Here is a 13,850-nt window from a genome sequence, read left to right as displayed (position 1 = left end):
GGCCCGCACGAGGCGCACGGCCCGCACGGGCGCACGGCCCGCACGGGCGCACGGCCCGCACCGGCACACGGCCCGCACCGGCGCACGGCCCGCACCGGCCCGTGGGCCCGGGGCCGCGGTCGGTGCGGTTCCGGGCCACCCCGGGGGAGCGGTGCAGCCGCCCGTACGGGTCAGTCCGGGGCGCGCGCGCATCCGTGCGCGGCTGGAATGGCAGGATGACGGCCGCCCCGCACGACTGCCTCGCCCGCAACGAGTGGATCTGCGGCGCCTACGTCTCCACCCGCCGGCACATCCTCGCCGACGCCGTCGTCGAACACGTCCAGCTCACCGCGGTCTCGGTCGGCCTCGGCCTGCTGATCGCGCTGCCTCTCGCGCTCGCCGCGCGCCACCGGGGCTGGGCCGCCGGCCCGGTGCTCGGTTTCACCACGGTGCTGTACACCGTCCCGTCGCTCGCGATGTTCTCGCTGCTGCTCCCGCTCTACGGCCTGTCCGCGTCACTTGTCGTCGCCGGGCTCGTCCTCTACTCCCTGACGCTGCTCGTGCGCAACATCCTCGCCGGGCTCCGGGCCGTGCCGGAGGAGACCCGGCAGGCGGCCCGCGGCCTCGGGTACGGCCCGCTGCGCCTGCTGTTCACCGTCGAGCTGCCGCTCGCGCTGCCCGCCGCGATGGCCGGCCTGCGCATCGCCACGGTCTCCGCCGTCTCGCTCGTCACCATCGGCGCGATCGTCGGCCACGGCGGTCTCGGCAACCTCATCTACGCCGGTATGAACACCTTCTTCAAGGCGCAGGTGCTCACCGCGTCCGTGCTGTGTGTCGTCATCGCCGTCCTCGCGGATGTACTGCTGCTCGGCGTCCAGTGGCTGATCACCCCCTGGGTGAGGCGGCAGCGCCCGTGAGCGTCCTCGGGAACTCCTGGTCGTGGCTGGCCGGCGCCGACCACTGGGCGGGCCCCGACGGCATCGGGCACCGGCTCCTGCAGCACCTCGGGCTGACCGCCGTCTGCCTGGCCCTGAGCTGCGCCATCGCACTGCCGGTGGCGCTCGTCCTCGGGCACATCGGCAAGGGCGGTGCGCTCGCCGTCAACATCTCCAACGCGGGCCGGGCCGTCCCCACCTTCGCGGTCCTGGTCCTGCTGCTCATCACACCGATCGGTTCCTACGGGCAGTGGCCGACGATCGTCGCGCTCGTCCTCTTCGCGATCCCGCCGCTGCTCACCAACGCCTGGGTCGGCATGCGGGGCGTCGACGCCGACGTGGTCCTGGCCGCGCGCGGGATGGGGATGACCGGTACCCAGCAGCTGCTGCGCGTGGAGCTGCCGCTCGCCCTGCCACTCGTCCTGACGGGTGTACGGATCGCCGCCGTGCAGCTCGTCGCGACGGCCACCCTCGCCGCGCTGGTCGGCGGTGGCGGTCTCGGCCGGATCATCACGGCGGGCTTCAACCTGGCCTCCACACCGCAGGTCGTCGCGGGCGCCGTCCTCGTCGCCGTCCTCGCGCTTCTTGTGGAGGGCGCCTTCGAGCTCGCGCTGCGGCTGGCGCCCGAGCGCTACCGGGGCGGGCGGACATGACGGCTGAGTCCCGCGGGGCGGTGCGTGCGGCGGCCATGCTCACAGCCGCCACCGTGCTCCTCGCCGGCTGCGTCGCCGGCCCGTCGCTGGAGAGCCGGGGCCAGGTCACCGCGCCGCCCGGCGACGCCACCCACCTGACGATCGGCTCCGCGGGCTTCACCGAGAGCGACCTGCTCGCCCGGATGTACGCCCTGCTCCTCGACCACGCCGGCTACCGCACCCGCGTCCTGTCCGTAACGAACCGTGAGATCTACGAGCCCGCCCTGGAGAGCGGGCAGATCGACCTCGTACCGGAATACGCGGCCACCTTCGCCGACTGGCTGAACACGAAGGCGCACGGGTCCGACGCGAAACCCGTCGGATCTCCCCGGCTCGGCGCCACCCTGTCCGCGCTGCGCCCGCTCGCCGCACGCCGGGGCCTCACCGTCCTCGCGCCCGGCCGTGCCGTCGACCAGAACGCGTACGCCGTCACCCGCGCGTACGCGGCGCGGCACCACCTGCGCGACCTCAGCGACGTCGGACGGGCCCGCCTTCCGGTGCGCCTCGCCGCGGGCGACGAGTGCGTCTCGCGCCCCTACTGCGCGCCCGGCCTGCGTTCGGTCTATCACGTCCGCGTCACCGGCATCGACCCGACGGGCATCGGGACCACCCCCTCCAAGCGGGCGGTGCAGCGCGGCCGGGACCAGATGCTCGTCACCACGACGACCGACGCGACCCTCGATGACTTCGGCCTCGTCATCCTCGGCGACGACCGGCACCTCCAAAACGCGGACCACATCGTGCCGGTGGCCAACCGCGCCCGGGCGGGCAGCCGCCGGATCGCCGCCGTGCTCGACCGTCTCGGCAGCGCCCTGACCACCGCGGACCTGGCGTCCATGAACGAACAGGTCGACAGCTGGCGCAGGCTGCCCGAGGACGTCGCGCGGCACTATCTCGCATCGCGACGGCTGATCCCGGCCCACGGCAGCGGCGAGGCAAGAGGCCAGGCGGGCGGCGGCGGCGGCCCGCCCGCCCCCACCGCCACGCCGCGCGACGGCCTCAGGACATCAGCCGCGGCGGCAGCCACTTCAGCTGCACCGCCTCCTGATACGGGCCACCGCCCTCATGGCCGTTGAAGTCGTACACCTCGATCGCCTTGTCGTCGCTGCCGTAGGCGTTGAACGCGGCGAACACCGTCGAAGGCGGACACGTCTGGTCCTCCAGGGCCGTCGAGAACAGGGCGGGGGCCCGCCCGCGCGCCGCGAAGTGCACCCCGTCGAAGTACGCGAGCGTCTCGCGCACCCGGTGCGTACGGCCCCGGTAGGTGTTCAGGTAGTTCCCGATCTCCCGGTAGGGCGCCTTGTCCGTCAGCGTCGTGGCACGGGGGAAGTCGCACAGGAACGGGACGTTCGGTGCGACCGCCACCAGGTCGTCCACCAGGCCCGCGACGGCGAGCGTGATACCGCCTCCCTGACTGTCCCCGGTCACCGCGGTGTGTTCCGCGTCCACCAGCGGATGTGAACGCGCCGCCTCCACGGCCCGCACCGCGTCGGTGATCAGGCGCCGGTAGTAGTACGTGTCCGGGTCCTCGATGCCCTTCGTCATGAAGCCGGGGAACGCGGACGCGCTGCCCACCGGATCGGGTGTGTCCCCGCCGTCCCAGCCCGCGCCCTGACCCCGCGTGTCCATCACGAAGTGCGCGAACCCGGCCGCGGGCCACAGCAGGTGCTGGTGCGGCAGGCCGCGCCCGCCGCCGTAACCGAGGTAGCGCACGACCACCGGCAGCGGCCGCGCGGTCGCCGCGGGCAGCAACAGCCAGCCCTTGACCGGGTGGCCGCCGAAGCCCGCGAACGTCACGTCGAGGACGTCCACCTTCCTCAGCCCCGTGTCCACCGGCTCGAACCGGGCCTCCAGCCCGTACGCCCTGGTCTCCTCCAGCGTGCGGGCCCAGAAGGAGTCGAAGTCGGCCGGCTCCTGTGACGCGCCGCGATACGCGCGCAGCCGGTCGAGGTCCATGTCGAACAGGGCCATCGGGGAACCACCTTGATCGTCGGGGGAGAGCGGTCACACCGTACGTCGCGTGGGACCCGGCGCAGAAGTGCGTATTCGGTGAGGACGGCGACGACCCCTATCGGCGCGACACCCACGCACCCTAGGCTCTGCCCCCGGTCAGGGCCCGGCCCCACGCCCCCGTCGTCCGCACGTTGTCCGTCTGCCGTCCGTCCGGGTCCGGAAAGGGAGAACCGCGATGACCGGCATTCCCGGGGAGCCACCACACCAGGGTCCCGAGAGCATCGAGAAGTACGGCTACGAGCAGCAGTTGCGGCGCTCGCTCAGCTTCCGCGACCTGCTGGTGTACGGGCTGGTCTTCATGGTGCCCATCGCCCCCATGGGGATCTTCGGCAGCGTCTTTCAGGCGTCCGGCGGCATGGTGGCCCTCGCGTACGCCGTCGGCATGGTCGCCATGATGTTCACCGCCCTGTCCTACGCGCAGATGTCGCGGGCCTTCCCCATGGCGGGCTCTGTCTACTCCTACGCGGGCCGCGGCATCGCGGCGCCCGTCGGGTTCCTCTCCGGCTGGATGCTGCTGCTCGACTACGTCCTGGTCCCGAGCCTGCTCTACCTGACGTCGGGCGTCGCGATGAACTCGCTCGTGCCGGGGATCCCGGTCTGGGCCTGGGTGGTCTTCTTCGTCGTCCTCAACACGGCGGCGAACTACCGGGGCATCGAGATGACCGCGCGTCTCAACAAGATCATGCTGGTCTTCGAGGCGATCGTCCTCGTGATCTTCCTGGTGGTGGCCGTGGTCGCCCTCGCCCAGGGCAAGGGCCACGGGTTCAGCTGGTCCCCGGTCTACGACGGACACACGTTCTCCTGGTCCCTCGTCTTCGGTGCCGTCTCCGTGGCCGCCCTCAGCTTCCTCGGCTTCGACGGCATCTCGATGATGGCCGAGGAGAGCAAGGAGTCCGCTCGCGCGATCGGGCGCGCCATGATCGGGGCGCTGCTCCTCGCGGGCTCCCTGTTCATCGTCCAGACCTTCGTGGCCGCCCTGCTCGTCCCCCACCCCGGACACCTGATCAGCGGCGGCGACCCGAAGGGCACCGCCTTCTACGACGCGGCGCGTGTCGCGGCGGGCGGCTGGCTCGCCGATCTCACGGCGCTCGCCACGGCCATCGCCTGGGGCTTCGCCAACTCCCTGGTCGCGCAGGCCGCCACGTCCCGGCTGCTGTACGCGATGGCGCGCGACCGGCAACTGCCCGCCTTCCTCGCCAAGATCCACCCGACCCGGCGGGTGCCGGTCAACGCCACCCTGCTGGTCGCCGGGGTCTCGCTGGTGCTGGGCCTGTGGTCGGCCTCACGCGACGACGGCATCACCCTGCTGTCCACCCTGGTCAACTTCGGGGCGCTGACGGGCTTCCTGGTGCTGCACGTCGCGGTCGTCTGGCACTACGTCGTACGCAACCGCAGCCGCAGGTACTTCAGTCACCTGATCGCCCCGGTGATCGGCTTCGCCATCCTCGCGTACGTCGTCATCAACGCGCAGGTCGCCGCGCAGCGCCTCGGCTTCGTGTGGCTCGGGGTGGGCGTGATCCTGCTGCTGGGACTGCTCCTGACGGGCCGCAGGCCCGACCTGACCGCCATGGAGAACCCGGACGCGGCACCTGAAACGGACCGCGTCTGAATCACGGTCCGAAAGGGCGTCCGCACCAGGAGTCCGAGACGGACGTACGCACCAGGGGTCCGAAACGGACGGCGTCCGAGCCAGGGGGCCGACCGTGACGCGTCGGGCCCACGGGCTCCGCCCGCACGCGGTGGGCACGTGAACGCGCGAGCCCGGACCCATGGGAGGCGCCGTCGAGCGGGCCCCGGCGGGCCGACAATCCAAGCCCCGGCGGTCAGGCGTCGGACACCGACGCGAAGTCGACGTCGCCGCGCGCGATCGCGTGCGCGTCGGCGTCGACCGACCTGCGCAGCGCCTCGTGCAGCCCGGCGGGGGTGAGCACCCCCGCGAAGCGGTCCCCGTCCAGCACCGCGACCCACCCCGCGTCGTGCTGGAGCATCTCGCCGAAGGCCCGCTTCAACGGCGCCCCGAGCGGCACCCACGCCTCCATGCGCCGCGCCAGTTCGCCGACGCGGGCCGCGCCGTCCGCGCGTGACAGCTCCCGTACCGACGCCCAGCCGTGCAGTCCGCCGTCCGCGTCGAGGACGACGGCCCAGCGGGTGCCCGTGCGCCGCAACCTGCGGGCGACATCGCGCGCCCGCTCGTCCGTCCTCGCCACCGGTGGCTGTTCCAGGTCCGGCGCCTTCACCGCCGTCACCGACAGCCGTTTCAGGCCCCGGTCCGCGCCGACGAACTCCGCCACGTAGGACGAGGCCGGCGCGCCGAGCACGGCGGCGGGTGTGTCCAACTGCGCGATGCGGCCCTCGCCGTACACCGCGATCCGGTCACCCATGCGGACCGCCTCCTCGATGTCGTGCGTCACCAGCAGCACGGTCTTGCGCACGGTGGCCTGAAGCGCGAGGAACTCTCCCTGGAGCCGCTCCCGCACGACCGGGTCCACCGCGCCGAAGGGCTCGTCCATCAGCAGCACCGGCGGGTCCGCCGCGAGGGCCCGTGCCACGCCGACCCGCTGGCGCTGCCCGCCGGACAGCTGCCCCGGATACCGGCCGCCGTACGTCGCGGGGTCCAGCCCCACGAGCTCCAGCAGCTCCGCCGCCCGTGCGCGGGCCCTCGTCCGGTTCCAGCCCATCAGCAGGGGCACCGCCGCCGCGTTGTCGAGGACCGTGCGGTGCGGGAAGAGGCCCGCCTGCTGGATCACGTACCCCATGCCCCGCCGCAGCCGCACCGGGTCGGCGTGCGCGATGTCCTCGCCGCCGACGAGGATGCGTCCCGAGGTCGGCTCGATCAGCCGGTTCACCATCATCATCGTGGTCGTCTTGCCGCAGCCCGAAGGACCGACCAGGGTGACGAGTTCGCCCTCACCCACCTCGAACGACAGGCCGTCGACGGCCGTCGTCCCGTCCGGATAGACCTTGCCGACCTGCTCGAACCGGATCACGCTCCCACCGTAGGAGCGGCGGGTCCCGCCCGCACACGGCCGGGACCTGTCCGGGGGAAGAGCCGTACCGGCACCCCGGCGTGCCTATAGTCGCCGCATGGCAGAGCCGACCGAACAGCTGGCCCCGATGCCGACCGACTGGGAGCGCGCGCTCGCCGTCGTGGCGCACCCCGACGACCTGGAGTGCGGCTGCGCGGCGGCCGTGGCGCGGTGGACGGACGAGGGGCGGGAGGTGAACTACGTCCTCGCCACCCGGGGCGAGGCGGGGATCGACACGATCGCTCCCGAGAAGTGCGGGCCGCTGCGCGAACGCGAGCAGCGGGCAGGCGCCGCCGTGGTCGGGGTGAACGCCGTGGAGTTCCTCGGCCACCCCGACGGTGTCGTCGCGTACGGCCCGGAGCTGCGCAGGGACATCACGGCCGCGATCCGCGGCCACCGCCCCGAACTGGTCATCACGGTCAACCACCGGGACACCTGGGGCGGCGTCGCCTGGAACACCCCCGATCACCGGGCCGTCGGCCGGGCAGCGCTGGACGCGGCGTGCGACGCCGGAAACCGGTGGATCTTCCCCGAACTGACCGGGCGGGGCCTCGCCCCCTGGGACGGCGTGCGCTGGGTCGCCGTCGCCGGGTCCGCCTCGCCCACCCACGCCGTGGACGCGGGCCCCGGTCTCGAACGCGCGGTCGCCTCGCTGCTCGAACACCGCACCTACGTGGAGGCGCTGACCGACCAGGAGCCCGAGGACTACTGCCGTACGTTCCTGACCGGGGCGGCCGGGGCACTGGCGCCGAGGTTCGGGGGCAGGCCGGCAGTGGGTTTCGAACTGTTCCCGCGCTGACGACGGCTTCCGCTCGGGAGCGTTCCGGGATCGCGCTCAGGGCGGGGAGAGGGCCGGTAGGACCGGCACCACGCGTCTCGACAGGCGCAAACATGGCGACCGGGTGAGAATGAGCTGGGGAGCGGGGCGTCGCTGCGGCGCAGGTCCCGTCTTCCGCCCGCGTCGCCACGTCCAAAGGCGCACGTCTCGATACGGCGAGCGGGACCGACCGACCACCGCTGGAAGTGGTAGAGATGCTGCTGCCGGACCGACACCTGGTCGCCGACCTGCTGGGCCGTTACCGGGCTTGGGAACGGCTGGTGCTCGCCGACCCGTACGACGAGACCACGCGAAGGCGCTTCGAGGACGTGGCCTACACGCTCTGCGTCCTGATGGGCCAGCGCACGGCCCGTGAGGCGATCCTCAAGGCGGAGTCCTATCTCCGTCACATCCGCCCCGTCCCGCTCTTCGCCGACGCCGACAGCGCCCGCGGCGGGGCCTGACTCACCGGCCCCGCCCACGCGCGAGGCCCACGCACCGGATGGCCCGGCCGGCACGTCCGGCCGGGCCATCGCGCGTCTCGGCTCACCGCCGGCCGCGTAGGGACCCGTGACGGGCGGCCTCGTACAGAGGGGTGCCCTCCAAAGCGGTGTGCTTCGCCCGCCTACGCGTACGCGGGTGTGGGTTTCCCGCCGCCTCGTAAGGAGGCGGCCCTTCCGGGCTCGCCACGGCTCCGGCGGCGGCGTCCGCCGCGCGACATGCCCGTACCGGGCACCCGCCCGCGGCGGTAAGGTCGCCGCCGTGAAGTGATGACACGCCCGGCACGCCATGTGACGCCGTTCGAGCTCCCGCTCCGGTGTTCACCGGGTGCGCCCGCGCCGTCCGTCATCCACTTCGCGCGATCGGATCCCCATGCCCCGGACATCCATGACCGGCCCCGCTTTCCTCGACCACGTCGCCGACCGGCTTGCCGCGCTGCCCGCCGTACGGGCTGTCGCCCTCGGCGGCTCGCGCGCCCAGGGCACCCATACTCCCGACAGCGACTGGGACCTGGCCGTCTACTACCGGGGAGCCTTCGAGCCGGCGTCCCTACGGGCCGTCGGCTGGGACGGCGAGGTGTCCGGGATCGGCGACTGGGGCGGCGGGGTGTTCAACGGCGGAGCCTGGCTCACGATCGACGGCCGACGCGTCGACGTCCACTACCGGGACCTCGACGCCGTCGAACACGAACTCACCGAGGCCCGGCACGGCCGCTTCCACTGGGAGCCGCTGATGTTCCACCTCGCGGGCGTCCCCAGTTACCTGGTGGTCGCCGAACTGGGCCTGAACCAGGTCCTGCGCGGAGCACTGCCCCGCCCCGGGTATCCGCCGCGGTTGCGCGCGACGGCCCCGCCGGTGTGGCGCGAAAGGGCGGCCCTCACCCTCCAGTACGCCAAGGCCGCCCACGTCCCGCACGGCCGATTGAGCGAGGTGGCGGGCGCGCTGTCCGTCGCGGCCGCACAGACGGCCCACGCGGTGCTGGCCGCACGTGGTGAGTGGGTCACCAACGACAAGCGCCTCCTCGAACGGGCCGGCCTGCGGGGCACCGACGCGATCATGTCCCGGCTGCGACCGGAACCGGAGTCGTTGGCGCGGGCGGTCACTGAGGCGCAGGGCCTCTTCGAGGCGGCTCGGCGGTGAGCCGTGGGCGGGCGCCGCGCGAGGAGAGATCCCGTACGGCCCTCGTCCCGGCCGGTGCCCTGCCCGGTCCGGGGCCACCCGGGCTCCGGCCCAGCGGGTCCGCGCGGAGGACCGGTCCGCGATCCGCCCGAGACGCCTCCCGGCCCGGCTTCCGCGGTGAACGCACCCCTGACCCGGTTCCCTCACCCGCAAGCGACCGCTTAGTATGCGGCGGGACGCCCTACTGCCCATCGTGTGTGGAGGCCCGAATGCAGGCATGGCAAGTGCACCGCAACGGCGAGCCGGGCGAGGTGATGCGCCTCGCCGAGATCGAGCCGCCCGAGCCGGGACCCGGGCAGGTCAGGGTGGCGGTCAGCGCCGCCAACGTGAACTTCCCCGACGCCCTGCTGTGCCGCGGGCAGTACCAGATAAGGCCACCTCTGCCGTTCACGCCCGGCGTGGAGATCTGTGGCCGCACCGAGGACGGCCGCCGCGTCATCGGCACCGTGGCGCTGCCGCACGGCGGCTTCGCGGACTACGCGCTCGCCACCGAGGCAGCCCTGCTCCCCGCCCCCGCCGCACTCGACGACGCACAGGCCGCGGCCCTGCACATCGGCTACCAGACCGGCTGGTTCGCCCTGCACCGCCGCGCCCACCTCCAGGCCGGCGAGACGCTGCTCGTGCACGCGGCCGCCGGGGGAGTGGGCAGCGCCGCCGTGCAGCTCGGCAAGGCGGCCGGCGCCACCGTCATCGGCGTCGTCGGCGGCCCGGCGAAGGCCGGGGCCGCCCGCGAGCTCGGCTGCGACCTGGTGCTCGACCGGCACACCGACGACATCGTGGCCGCCGTCAAGGACGTCACCGGCGGCCGTGGCGCCGACGTCGTCTACGACCCGGTCGGCGGCGACGCCTACACCAAGTCCGCCAAGTGCGTGGCCTTCGAGGGGCGCATCGTCGTCATCGGCTTCACCAGCGGCGACATCCCCGCACCCGCGCTCAGCCACGCCCTCGTGAAGAACTACTCCATCCTCGGCCTGCACTGGGGCCTGTACGCGGCGAAGGAACCCGCCGCCGTCGCCCGCTGCCACGAGCGCCTCACCGTCCTCGCCGAGCAGGGCAGGATCGCGCCCTTCGTCAGCGACCGTGTCGCTCTCGCCGACGCCGCCGACGCCGTCCAGCGCGTCGCCGACGGCACCACCACGGGCCGGGTCGTCGTCGTACCGGAAGGAGCCAAGTGATGGCCGGCACCGCTGCCACCCCGCCCGGCGCCGACGACCTGCGCGCCCGCGCCCGGCGGCTGCTCGCGGACCACCCGCCCGCCACCACGGACCCGGCGGACTTCCTCGACGCGCGCTTCGACGCCGGTCTCGCCTGGATCCACTTCCCCGTCGGCCTCGGCGGCCTCGACGCGCCGCGTTCGCTGCAACCCGTCGTCGACGCGGAACTCGCCGCCGCCGGCGCTCCCGGCAACGACCCGCGCCGCATCGGCATCGGCCTCGGCATGGCCGCGCCCACCGTGCTGCAATACGGCACCCAGGAGCAGCGGGAACGGTTCCTGAAGCCGCTGTGGACCGGCCGGGAGGTGTGGTGCCAGCTGTTCAGTGAGCCCGGCGCGGGTTCCGACCTCGCGGCGCTCGCCACCCGCGCCGTGCGCGAGGAGGCGACGGGCGACTGGATCGTGAACGGCCAGAAGGTCTGGACGTCGAGCGCGCACCTCGCGCGCTGGGCCATCCTCATCGCCCGTACCGACCCCGACCTGCCCAAGCACCGCGGCATCACGTACTTCGTCTGCGACATGACGGACCCGGGCGTCGAAGTGCGTCCCCTGCGCCAGATCACCGGCGAGGCCGAGTTCAACGAGGTCTTCCTCACCGACGTGCGTATCCCCGACGCCCAGCGCCTGGGCGCCGTAGGCGAGGGCTGGCGCGTCGCCCAGACCACGTTGATGAACGAGCGCGTGTCCATCGGCGGCGCCCGGCAGCCGCGCGAGGGCGGCATGATCGGACCCGCCGCCGCGACCTGGCGCGAGCGCCCGGAGCTGCGCACCCACGAGCTGCACCAGCGTCTTCTCGACCTGTGGGTCGAGTCGGAGGTGGGGCGCCTCACCGGCGAGCGGTTGCGGCAGCAGCTCGCCCAGGGCCAGCCGGGCCCCGAGGGCAGTGGCATGAAGCTCACGTTCGCCCGCCTCAACCAGGCCATCAGCGGCCTGGAGGTCGAACTCCTCGGTGACGAGGGCCTGCTGTACTCGGACTGGACCATGCGCCGGCCGCAGCACGTCGACTTCACCGGACGCGACGCCGGATACCGCTACCTGCGCTCCAAGGGCAACTCCATCGAGGGCGGTACCAGCGAGGTCCTCCTCAACATCGTCGCGGAACGCGTTCTCGGCCTGCCGTCCGAGCCGCGCAACGACAAGGACGTCGCATGGAAGGACCTGACGCGATGACCAGCACGGAGACCCCCGTCCCCGGCACCCCCGACCTGCTGTACTCGCAGACCGAGGACGATCTGCGCGCGGCCGTGCGGGACCTGCTCGCCGACCGCGCGGACCCGGCCGCCGCGCTCGCCGCGGCCGAGTCCGGCAACCCCTACGACGCGGGGCTCTGGGACCTGCTCGCCGGCGGGATCGGTGCCGCCGGTCTGCTCGTACCGGAGAAGCTGGGCGGGCAGGGGGCGAGTCACCGGGAGGCCGCCGTCGTACTGGAGGAACTGGGCCGGGCCGTCACACCCGCGCCGTTCCTCACCAGCTCCGTCCTCGCGACGCAGACCCTGCTCGGCTGCGACACCGACCTGCCCGACGTCGCGGGACTCGTCACCGCGCTCGCCACCGGCAGGCGCGTCGCCGTCCTCGCCCTGCCGCTCACCACCGCGCCGTACGGCCGGCTCGCCGCCCCGGCCGCGACGGTGACGAGCGTCGCGGACGCCGCGCGTGCCGATGTCCTGCTCACGCTGCGGGAGGACGGGCTGTACGCGGTCGAGACCGCCGACCCGGCCGTCACGATCCGTCCGCTCACGCCGCTCGACCTGACACGGCCCCTCGCGGCCGTGACGGTCCCCGCTTCGGCGGGGCTGCGCCTCGCGGACGGGCCCACGGGCCGCACGGCGGTACGCCGCGGCCTGCTGAGCGGCGCCGGACTCCTCGCCTCCGAGCAGCTGGGCGTGGCCGAATGGTGCCTGGAGGAGACCGTCCGGCACACCAGGGAGCGCCACCAGTTCAACCGGCCGGTCGGCTCCTTCCAGGCGCTCAAGCACCGGATGGCCCAGCTGTGGGTGGAGATCGTCTCGGCCCGCGCCGCCGCACGCAACGCCGCCGACGCGCTCGCCACCGGCAGCCCCGAGGCGGAACTCGCGGTCGCCGTCGCGGGCGCCTACTGCGGCCGGGTCGCCGTGCACGCGGCCGAGGAGTGCGTCCAGTTGCACGGCGGCATCGGCATGACCTGGGAGCACCCCGCGCATCTGGCGCTCAAGCGCGCCAAGGCGGACGAGGCGGCCTTCGGTACCGCGGGGCGGCACAAGGAGGCGCTGGCCGGGCTCGTCGACCTGCCGGCTCCCTCCGGGACCTGAGCGCGGACGGCCCTGCGCCACGGCGCATCCTCGGGCGGCGACGGGCCACATGTCGTGGCCCGTCGCCGATACTGTCGCCGTGCCGCGAGGCCGGTTACGGGCCCCCGCGACAGGGCCCGTAACGGTGACCGCCCCGCCATCACCCGAACGGCGGACACGTCATACGGCCGGACGGCGCGTCTGCTCCGCCACACTGACGCCCATGCGCCGCAACACCTGCGGCGGAGGAGGGTGCACGATGGCGATCTCGATGTCTCTGTTGCTGTTGCTCGCGATCATGGCGGTGATCTTCATCCGCAGCGGCGGCCTGAAGATCTGGCACGCCGTGGTCTGCATGCTGCTGGGCTTCCTGCTGGCGAGCACGAGCATGGCGTCCAGCATCAGCAACGGTGTCTCGTCGACCGCCGACCTGGTCAGCAGCATCCGGCCGTGACGGCCGCCGGCGGCCCGCGGACGGCCGTCCGCGACGGGGCCGTACCCGCGGCTCAGCCCGTCACGGGCACCCCGAGCAGCCGGTCGCCGGGAATGCCGGCCTTGTCGGGTGCGTAGTACTCCTGGATCCCGGTGAGCCAGGTCGCGGCCAGGATCCGGTCGTCCTCCGTGGGGTCGAACGCGTCGAACAGCGCGTGGATGTTGGGCAGCCGGAAACCGATCGCGGTCATCAGCGCCACGAACACCGGGCGGGTGACGTACCCGTCGCCCGCGAGGTCGCCGAGGTTCGCGAGGGAGGTCGCGAAGTCCTCCAGGGCGTCGTGGAACCGCTCCGGAGCAAGGACGCAGTCCTTGAACTCCTCGAAACTGATCCGGCCGTCACGGTTCGCGTCCAACTCGCGCAGCAGGGTTGTCCAGTACGTGCCGAAGGCCGCCACCATGGCGGCCTTCGCGTCCTCCTCGGCATCCGGTACGGCCGCGACGACATGGTCGGCCATGAGGTCGAAGTCGTCGGATTCGAGGACGCCGTTGCCATTGGCGTCGAACAGATCGAAGATCAGTCTGACGCGGTCGATCGCTTCGCTGCGCATGACGAGCTCACCTTTCGCGAGGACGAACCGGTCACCTGTGACCGGCCGTTCCACTATGCGGAAGGTGAAGCCGTCTCATCAGCACGCACGGTGACGCTTCATCAGAAGGAATGAACCCGCCTACGCGGCGGCATGATCAGCGATCATCCCCACCACCAGGCCGAGTTGGGTGAGGCGCGCCCCTC

The 13,850-nt window shown here is 73.0% G+C and carries 13 protein-coding genes and 1 pseudogene; 11 read left to right on the top strand and 3 right to left on the bottom strand.

The window, feature by feature from the left end:
* Positions 1–215 precede the first annotated feature (215 nt).
* From OG310_RS02770 to OG310_RS02760, 3 genes and pseudogenes are all read left to right on the top strand, one after another.
* Positions 216–896, top strand: a complete 681-nt coding sequence (locus tag OG310_RS02770) for an ABC transporter permease (protein WP_329454263.1) — start codon at positions 216–218, stop codon at positions 894–896.
* A complete protein-coding gene (locus OG310_RS02765; RefSeq protein WP_329454262.1) occupies positions 893–1,567 on the top strand; it encodes an ABC transporter permease in 675 nt (224 codons plus the stop codon). The genes OG310_RS02770 and OG310_RS02765 overlap by 4 nt, the downstream gene beginning before the upstream one ends.
* Positions 1,564–2,523, top strand: a pseudogene (locus OG310_RS02760) (ABC transporter substrate-binding protein); the annotation flags it as partial. The gene OG310_RS02765 and the pseudogene OG310_RS02760, both read left to right, overlap by 4 nt.
* Before the next feature lie 82 nt (positions 2,524–2,605).
* Here the strand turns inward: OG310_RS02760 and OG310_RS02755 are convergent.
* Positions 2,606–3,577, bottom strand: coding sequence for an acetylxylan esterase (locus OG310_RS02755; RefSeq protein WP_329454261.1), 972 nt, complete (start codon positions 3,575–3,577; stop codon positions 2,606–2,608).
* Between the two features lie 217 nt (positions 3,578–3,794).
* On the opposite strand from OG310_RS02755, the gene OG310_RS02750 reads away from it, so the two are divergent.
* Positions 3,795–5,228 carry an APC family permease gene (locus OG310_RS02750; protein ID WP_329454260.1) on the top strand — a complete coding sequence of 478 codons (1,434 nt, stop codon included), beginning with the start codon at positions 3,795–3,797 and terminating at the stop codon, positions 5,226–5,228.
* 214 nt (positions 5,229–5,442) lie between these two features.
* On the opposite strand, the gene OG310_RS02745 is transcribed toward OG310_RS02750, so the two are convergent.
* Positions 5,443–6,606 (bottom strand): ATP-binding cassette domain-containing protein, encoded by a 1,164-nt coding sequence (locus tag OG310_RS02745; protein ID WP_329454259.1) that lies wholly within the window; start codon positions 6,604–6,606, stop codon positions 5,443–5,445.
* Between the two features lie 97 nt (positions 6,607–6,703).
* Here OG310_RS02745 and OG310_RS02740 point away from each other — a divergent pair, with 97 nt between their 5' ends.
* The 7 genes from OG310_RS02740 to OG310_RS02710 all read left to right on the top strand — a co-directional run bounded on the left by OG310_RS02740 (position 6,704) and on the right by OG310_RS02710 (position 13,076).
* Entirely contained in the window at positions 6,704–7,444 is a 741-nt protein-coding gene (locus tag OG310_RS02740; RefSeq protein ID WP_329454258.1) for a PIG-L deacetylase family protein, read from the top strand.
* 233 nt (positions 7,445–7,677) lie between these two features.
* A complete protein-coding gene (locus OG310_RS02735) occupies positions 7,678–7,926 on the top strand; it encodes a DUF5133 domain-containing protein (protein WP_329454257.1) in 249 nt (82 codons plus the stop codon).
* A 424-nt stretch (positions 7,927–8,350) separates the two neighbouring features.
* Positions 8,351–9,103 carry a nucleotidyltransferase domain-containing protein gene (locus OG310_RS02730; protein ID WP_329454256.1) on the top strand — a complete coding sequence of 251 codons (753 nt, stop codon included), beginning with the start codon at positions 8,351–8,353 and terminating at the stop codon, positions 9,101–9,103.
* 248 nt (positions 9,104–9,351) lie between these two features.
* Positions 9,352–10,317: an NADPH:quinone oxidoreductase family protein gene (locus tag OG310_RS02725; protein WP_329454255.1), complete on the top strand. Its 966-nt coding sequence runs from the start codon at positions 9,352–9,354 to the stop codon at positions 10,315–10,317.
* Positions 10,317–11,525, top strand: a complete 1,209-nt coding sequence (locus OG310_RS02720) for an acyl-CoA dehydrogenase family protein (RefSeq protein ID WP_329454254.1) — start codon at positions 10,317–10,319, stop codon at positions 11,523–11,525. The genes OG310_RS02725 and OG310_RS02720 overlap by 1 nt, the downstream gene beginning before the upstream one ends.
* A complete protein-coding gene (locus OG310_RS02715) occupies positions 11,522–12,643 on the top strand; it encodes an acyl-CoA dehydrogenase family protein (protein WP_329454253.1) in 1,122 nt (373 codons plus the stop codon). The genes OG310_RS02720 and OG310_RS02715 overlap by 4 nt, the downstream gene beginning before the upstream one ends.
* Positions 12,644–12,881: 238 nt before the next feature.
* Entirely contained in the window at positions 12,882–13,076 is a 195-nt protein-coding gene (locus OG310_RS02710; RefSeq protein WP_329454252.1) for a hypothetical protein, read from the top strand.
* Positions 13,077–13,128: 52 nt separating this feature from the next.
* Here the strand turns inward: OG310_RS02710 and OG310_RS02705 are convergent, their stop codons facing one another.
* Positions 13,129–13,665 carry an EF-hand domain-containing protein gene (locus tag OG310_RS02705; RefSeq protein WP_329454251.1) on the bottom strand — a complete coding sequence of 179 codons (537 nt, stop codon included), beginning with the start codon at positions 13,663–13,665 and terminating at the stop codon, positions 13,129–13,131.
* Positions 13,666–13,850 lie beyond the last annotated feature (185 nt).

It is taken from the genome of Streptomyces sp. NBC_01497 (assembly GCF_036250695.1).
Lineage (GTDB): Bacteria > Actinomycetota > Actinomycetes > Streptomycetales > Streptomycetaceae > Streptomyces.
The sequence above is the reverse complement of the archived record's forward strand: the minus strand, read 5'-3'. Positions and strand labels throughout refer to the sequence as shown.

Bases quoted from the DNA above. Each gene is read 5' to 3' on its own strand.
- OG310_RS02770 (WP_329454263.1), top strand. From the start codon at position 216: ATGACGGCCGCCCCGCACGACTGCCTCGCCCGCAACGAGTGGATCTGC.
- OG310_RS02755 (WP_329454261.1), bottom strand. From the start codon at position 3,577: ATGGCCCTGTTCGACATGGACCTCGACCGGCTGCGCGCGTATCGCGGC.
- OG310_RS02750 (WP_329454260.1), top strand. From the start codon at position 3,795: ATGACCGGCATTCCCGGGGAGCCACCACACCAGGGTCCCGAGAGCATC.
- OG310_RS02740 (WP_329454258.1), top strand. From the start codon at position 6,704: ATGGCAGAGCCGACCGAACAGCTGGCCCCGATGCCGACCGACTGGGAG.
- OG310_RS02735 (WP_329454257.1), top strand. From the start codon at position 7,678: ATGCTGCTGCCGGACCGACACCTGGTCGCCGACCTGCTGGGCCGTTAC.
- OG310_RS02730 (WP_329454256.1), top strand. From the start codon at position 8,351: ATGACCGGCCCCGCTTTCCTCGACCACGTCGCCGACCGGCTTGCCGCG.
- OG310_RS02725 (WP_329454255.1), top strand. From the start codon at position 9,352: ATGCAGGCATGGCAAGTGCACCGCAACGGCGAGCCGGGCGAGGTGATG.
- OG310_RS02720 (WP_329454254.1), top strand. From the start codon at position 10,317: ATGGCCGGCACCGCTGCCACCCCGCCCGGCGCCGACGACCTGCGCGCC.
- OG310_RS02715 (WP_329454253.1), top strand. From the start codon at position 11,522: ATGACCAGCACGGAGACCCCCGTCCCCGGCACCCCCGACCTGCTGTAC.
- OG310_RS02710 (WP_329454252.1), top strand. From the start codon at position 12,882: ATGGCGATCTCGATGTCTCTGTTGCTGTTGCTCGCGATCATGGCGGTG.
- OG310_RS02705 (WP_329454251.1), bottom strand. From the start codon at position 13,665: ATGCGCAGCGAAGCGATCGACCGCGTCAGACTGATCTTCGATCTGTTC.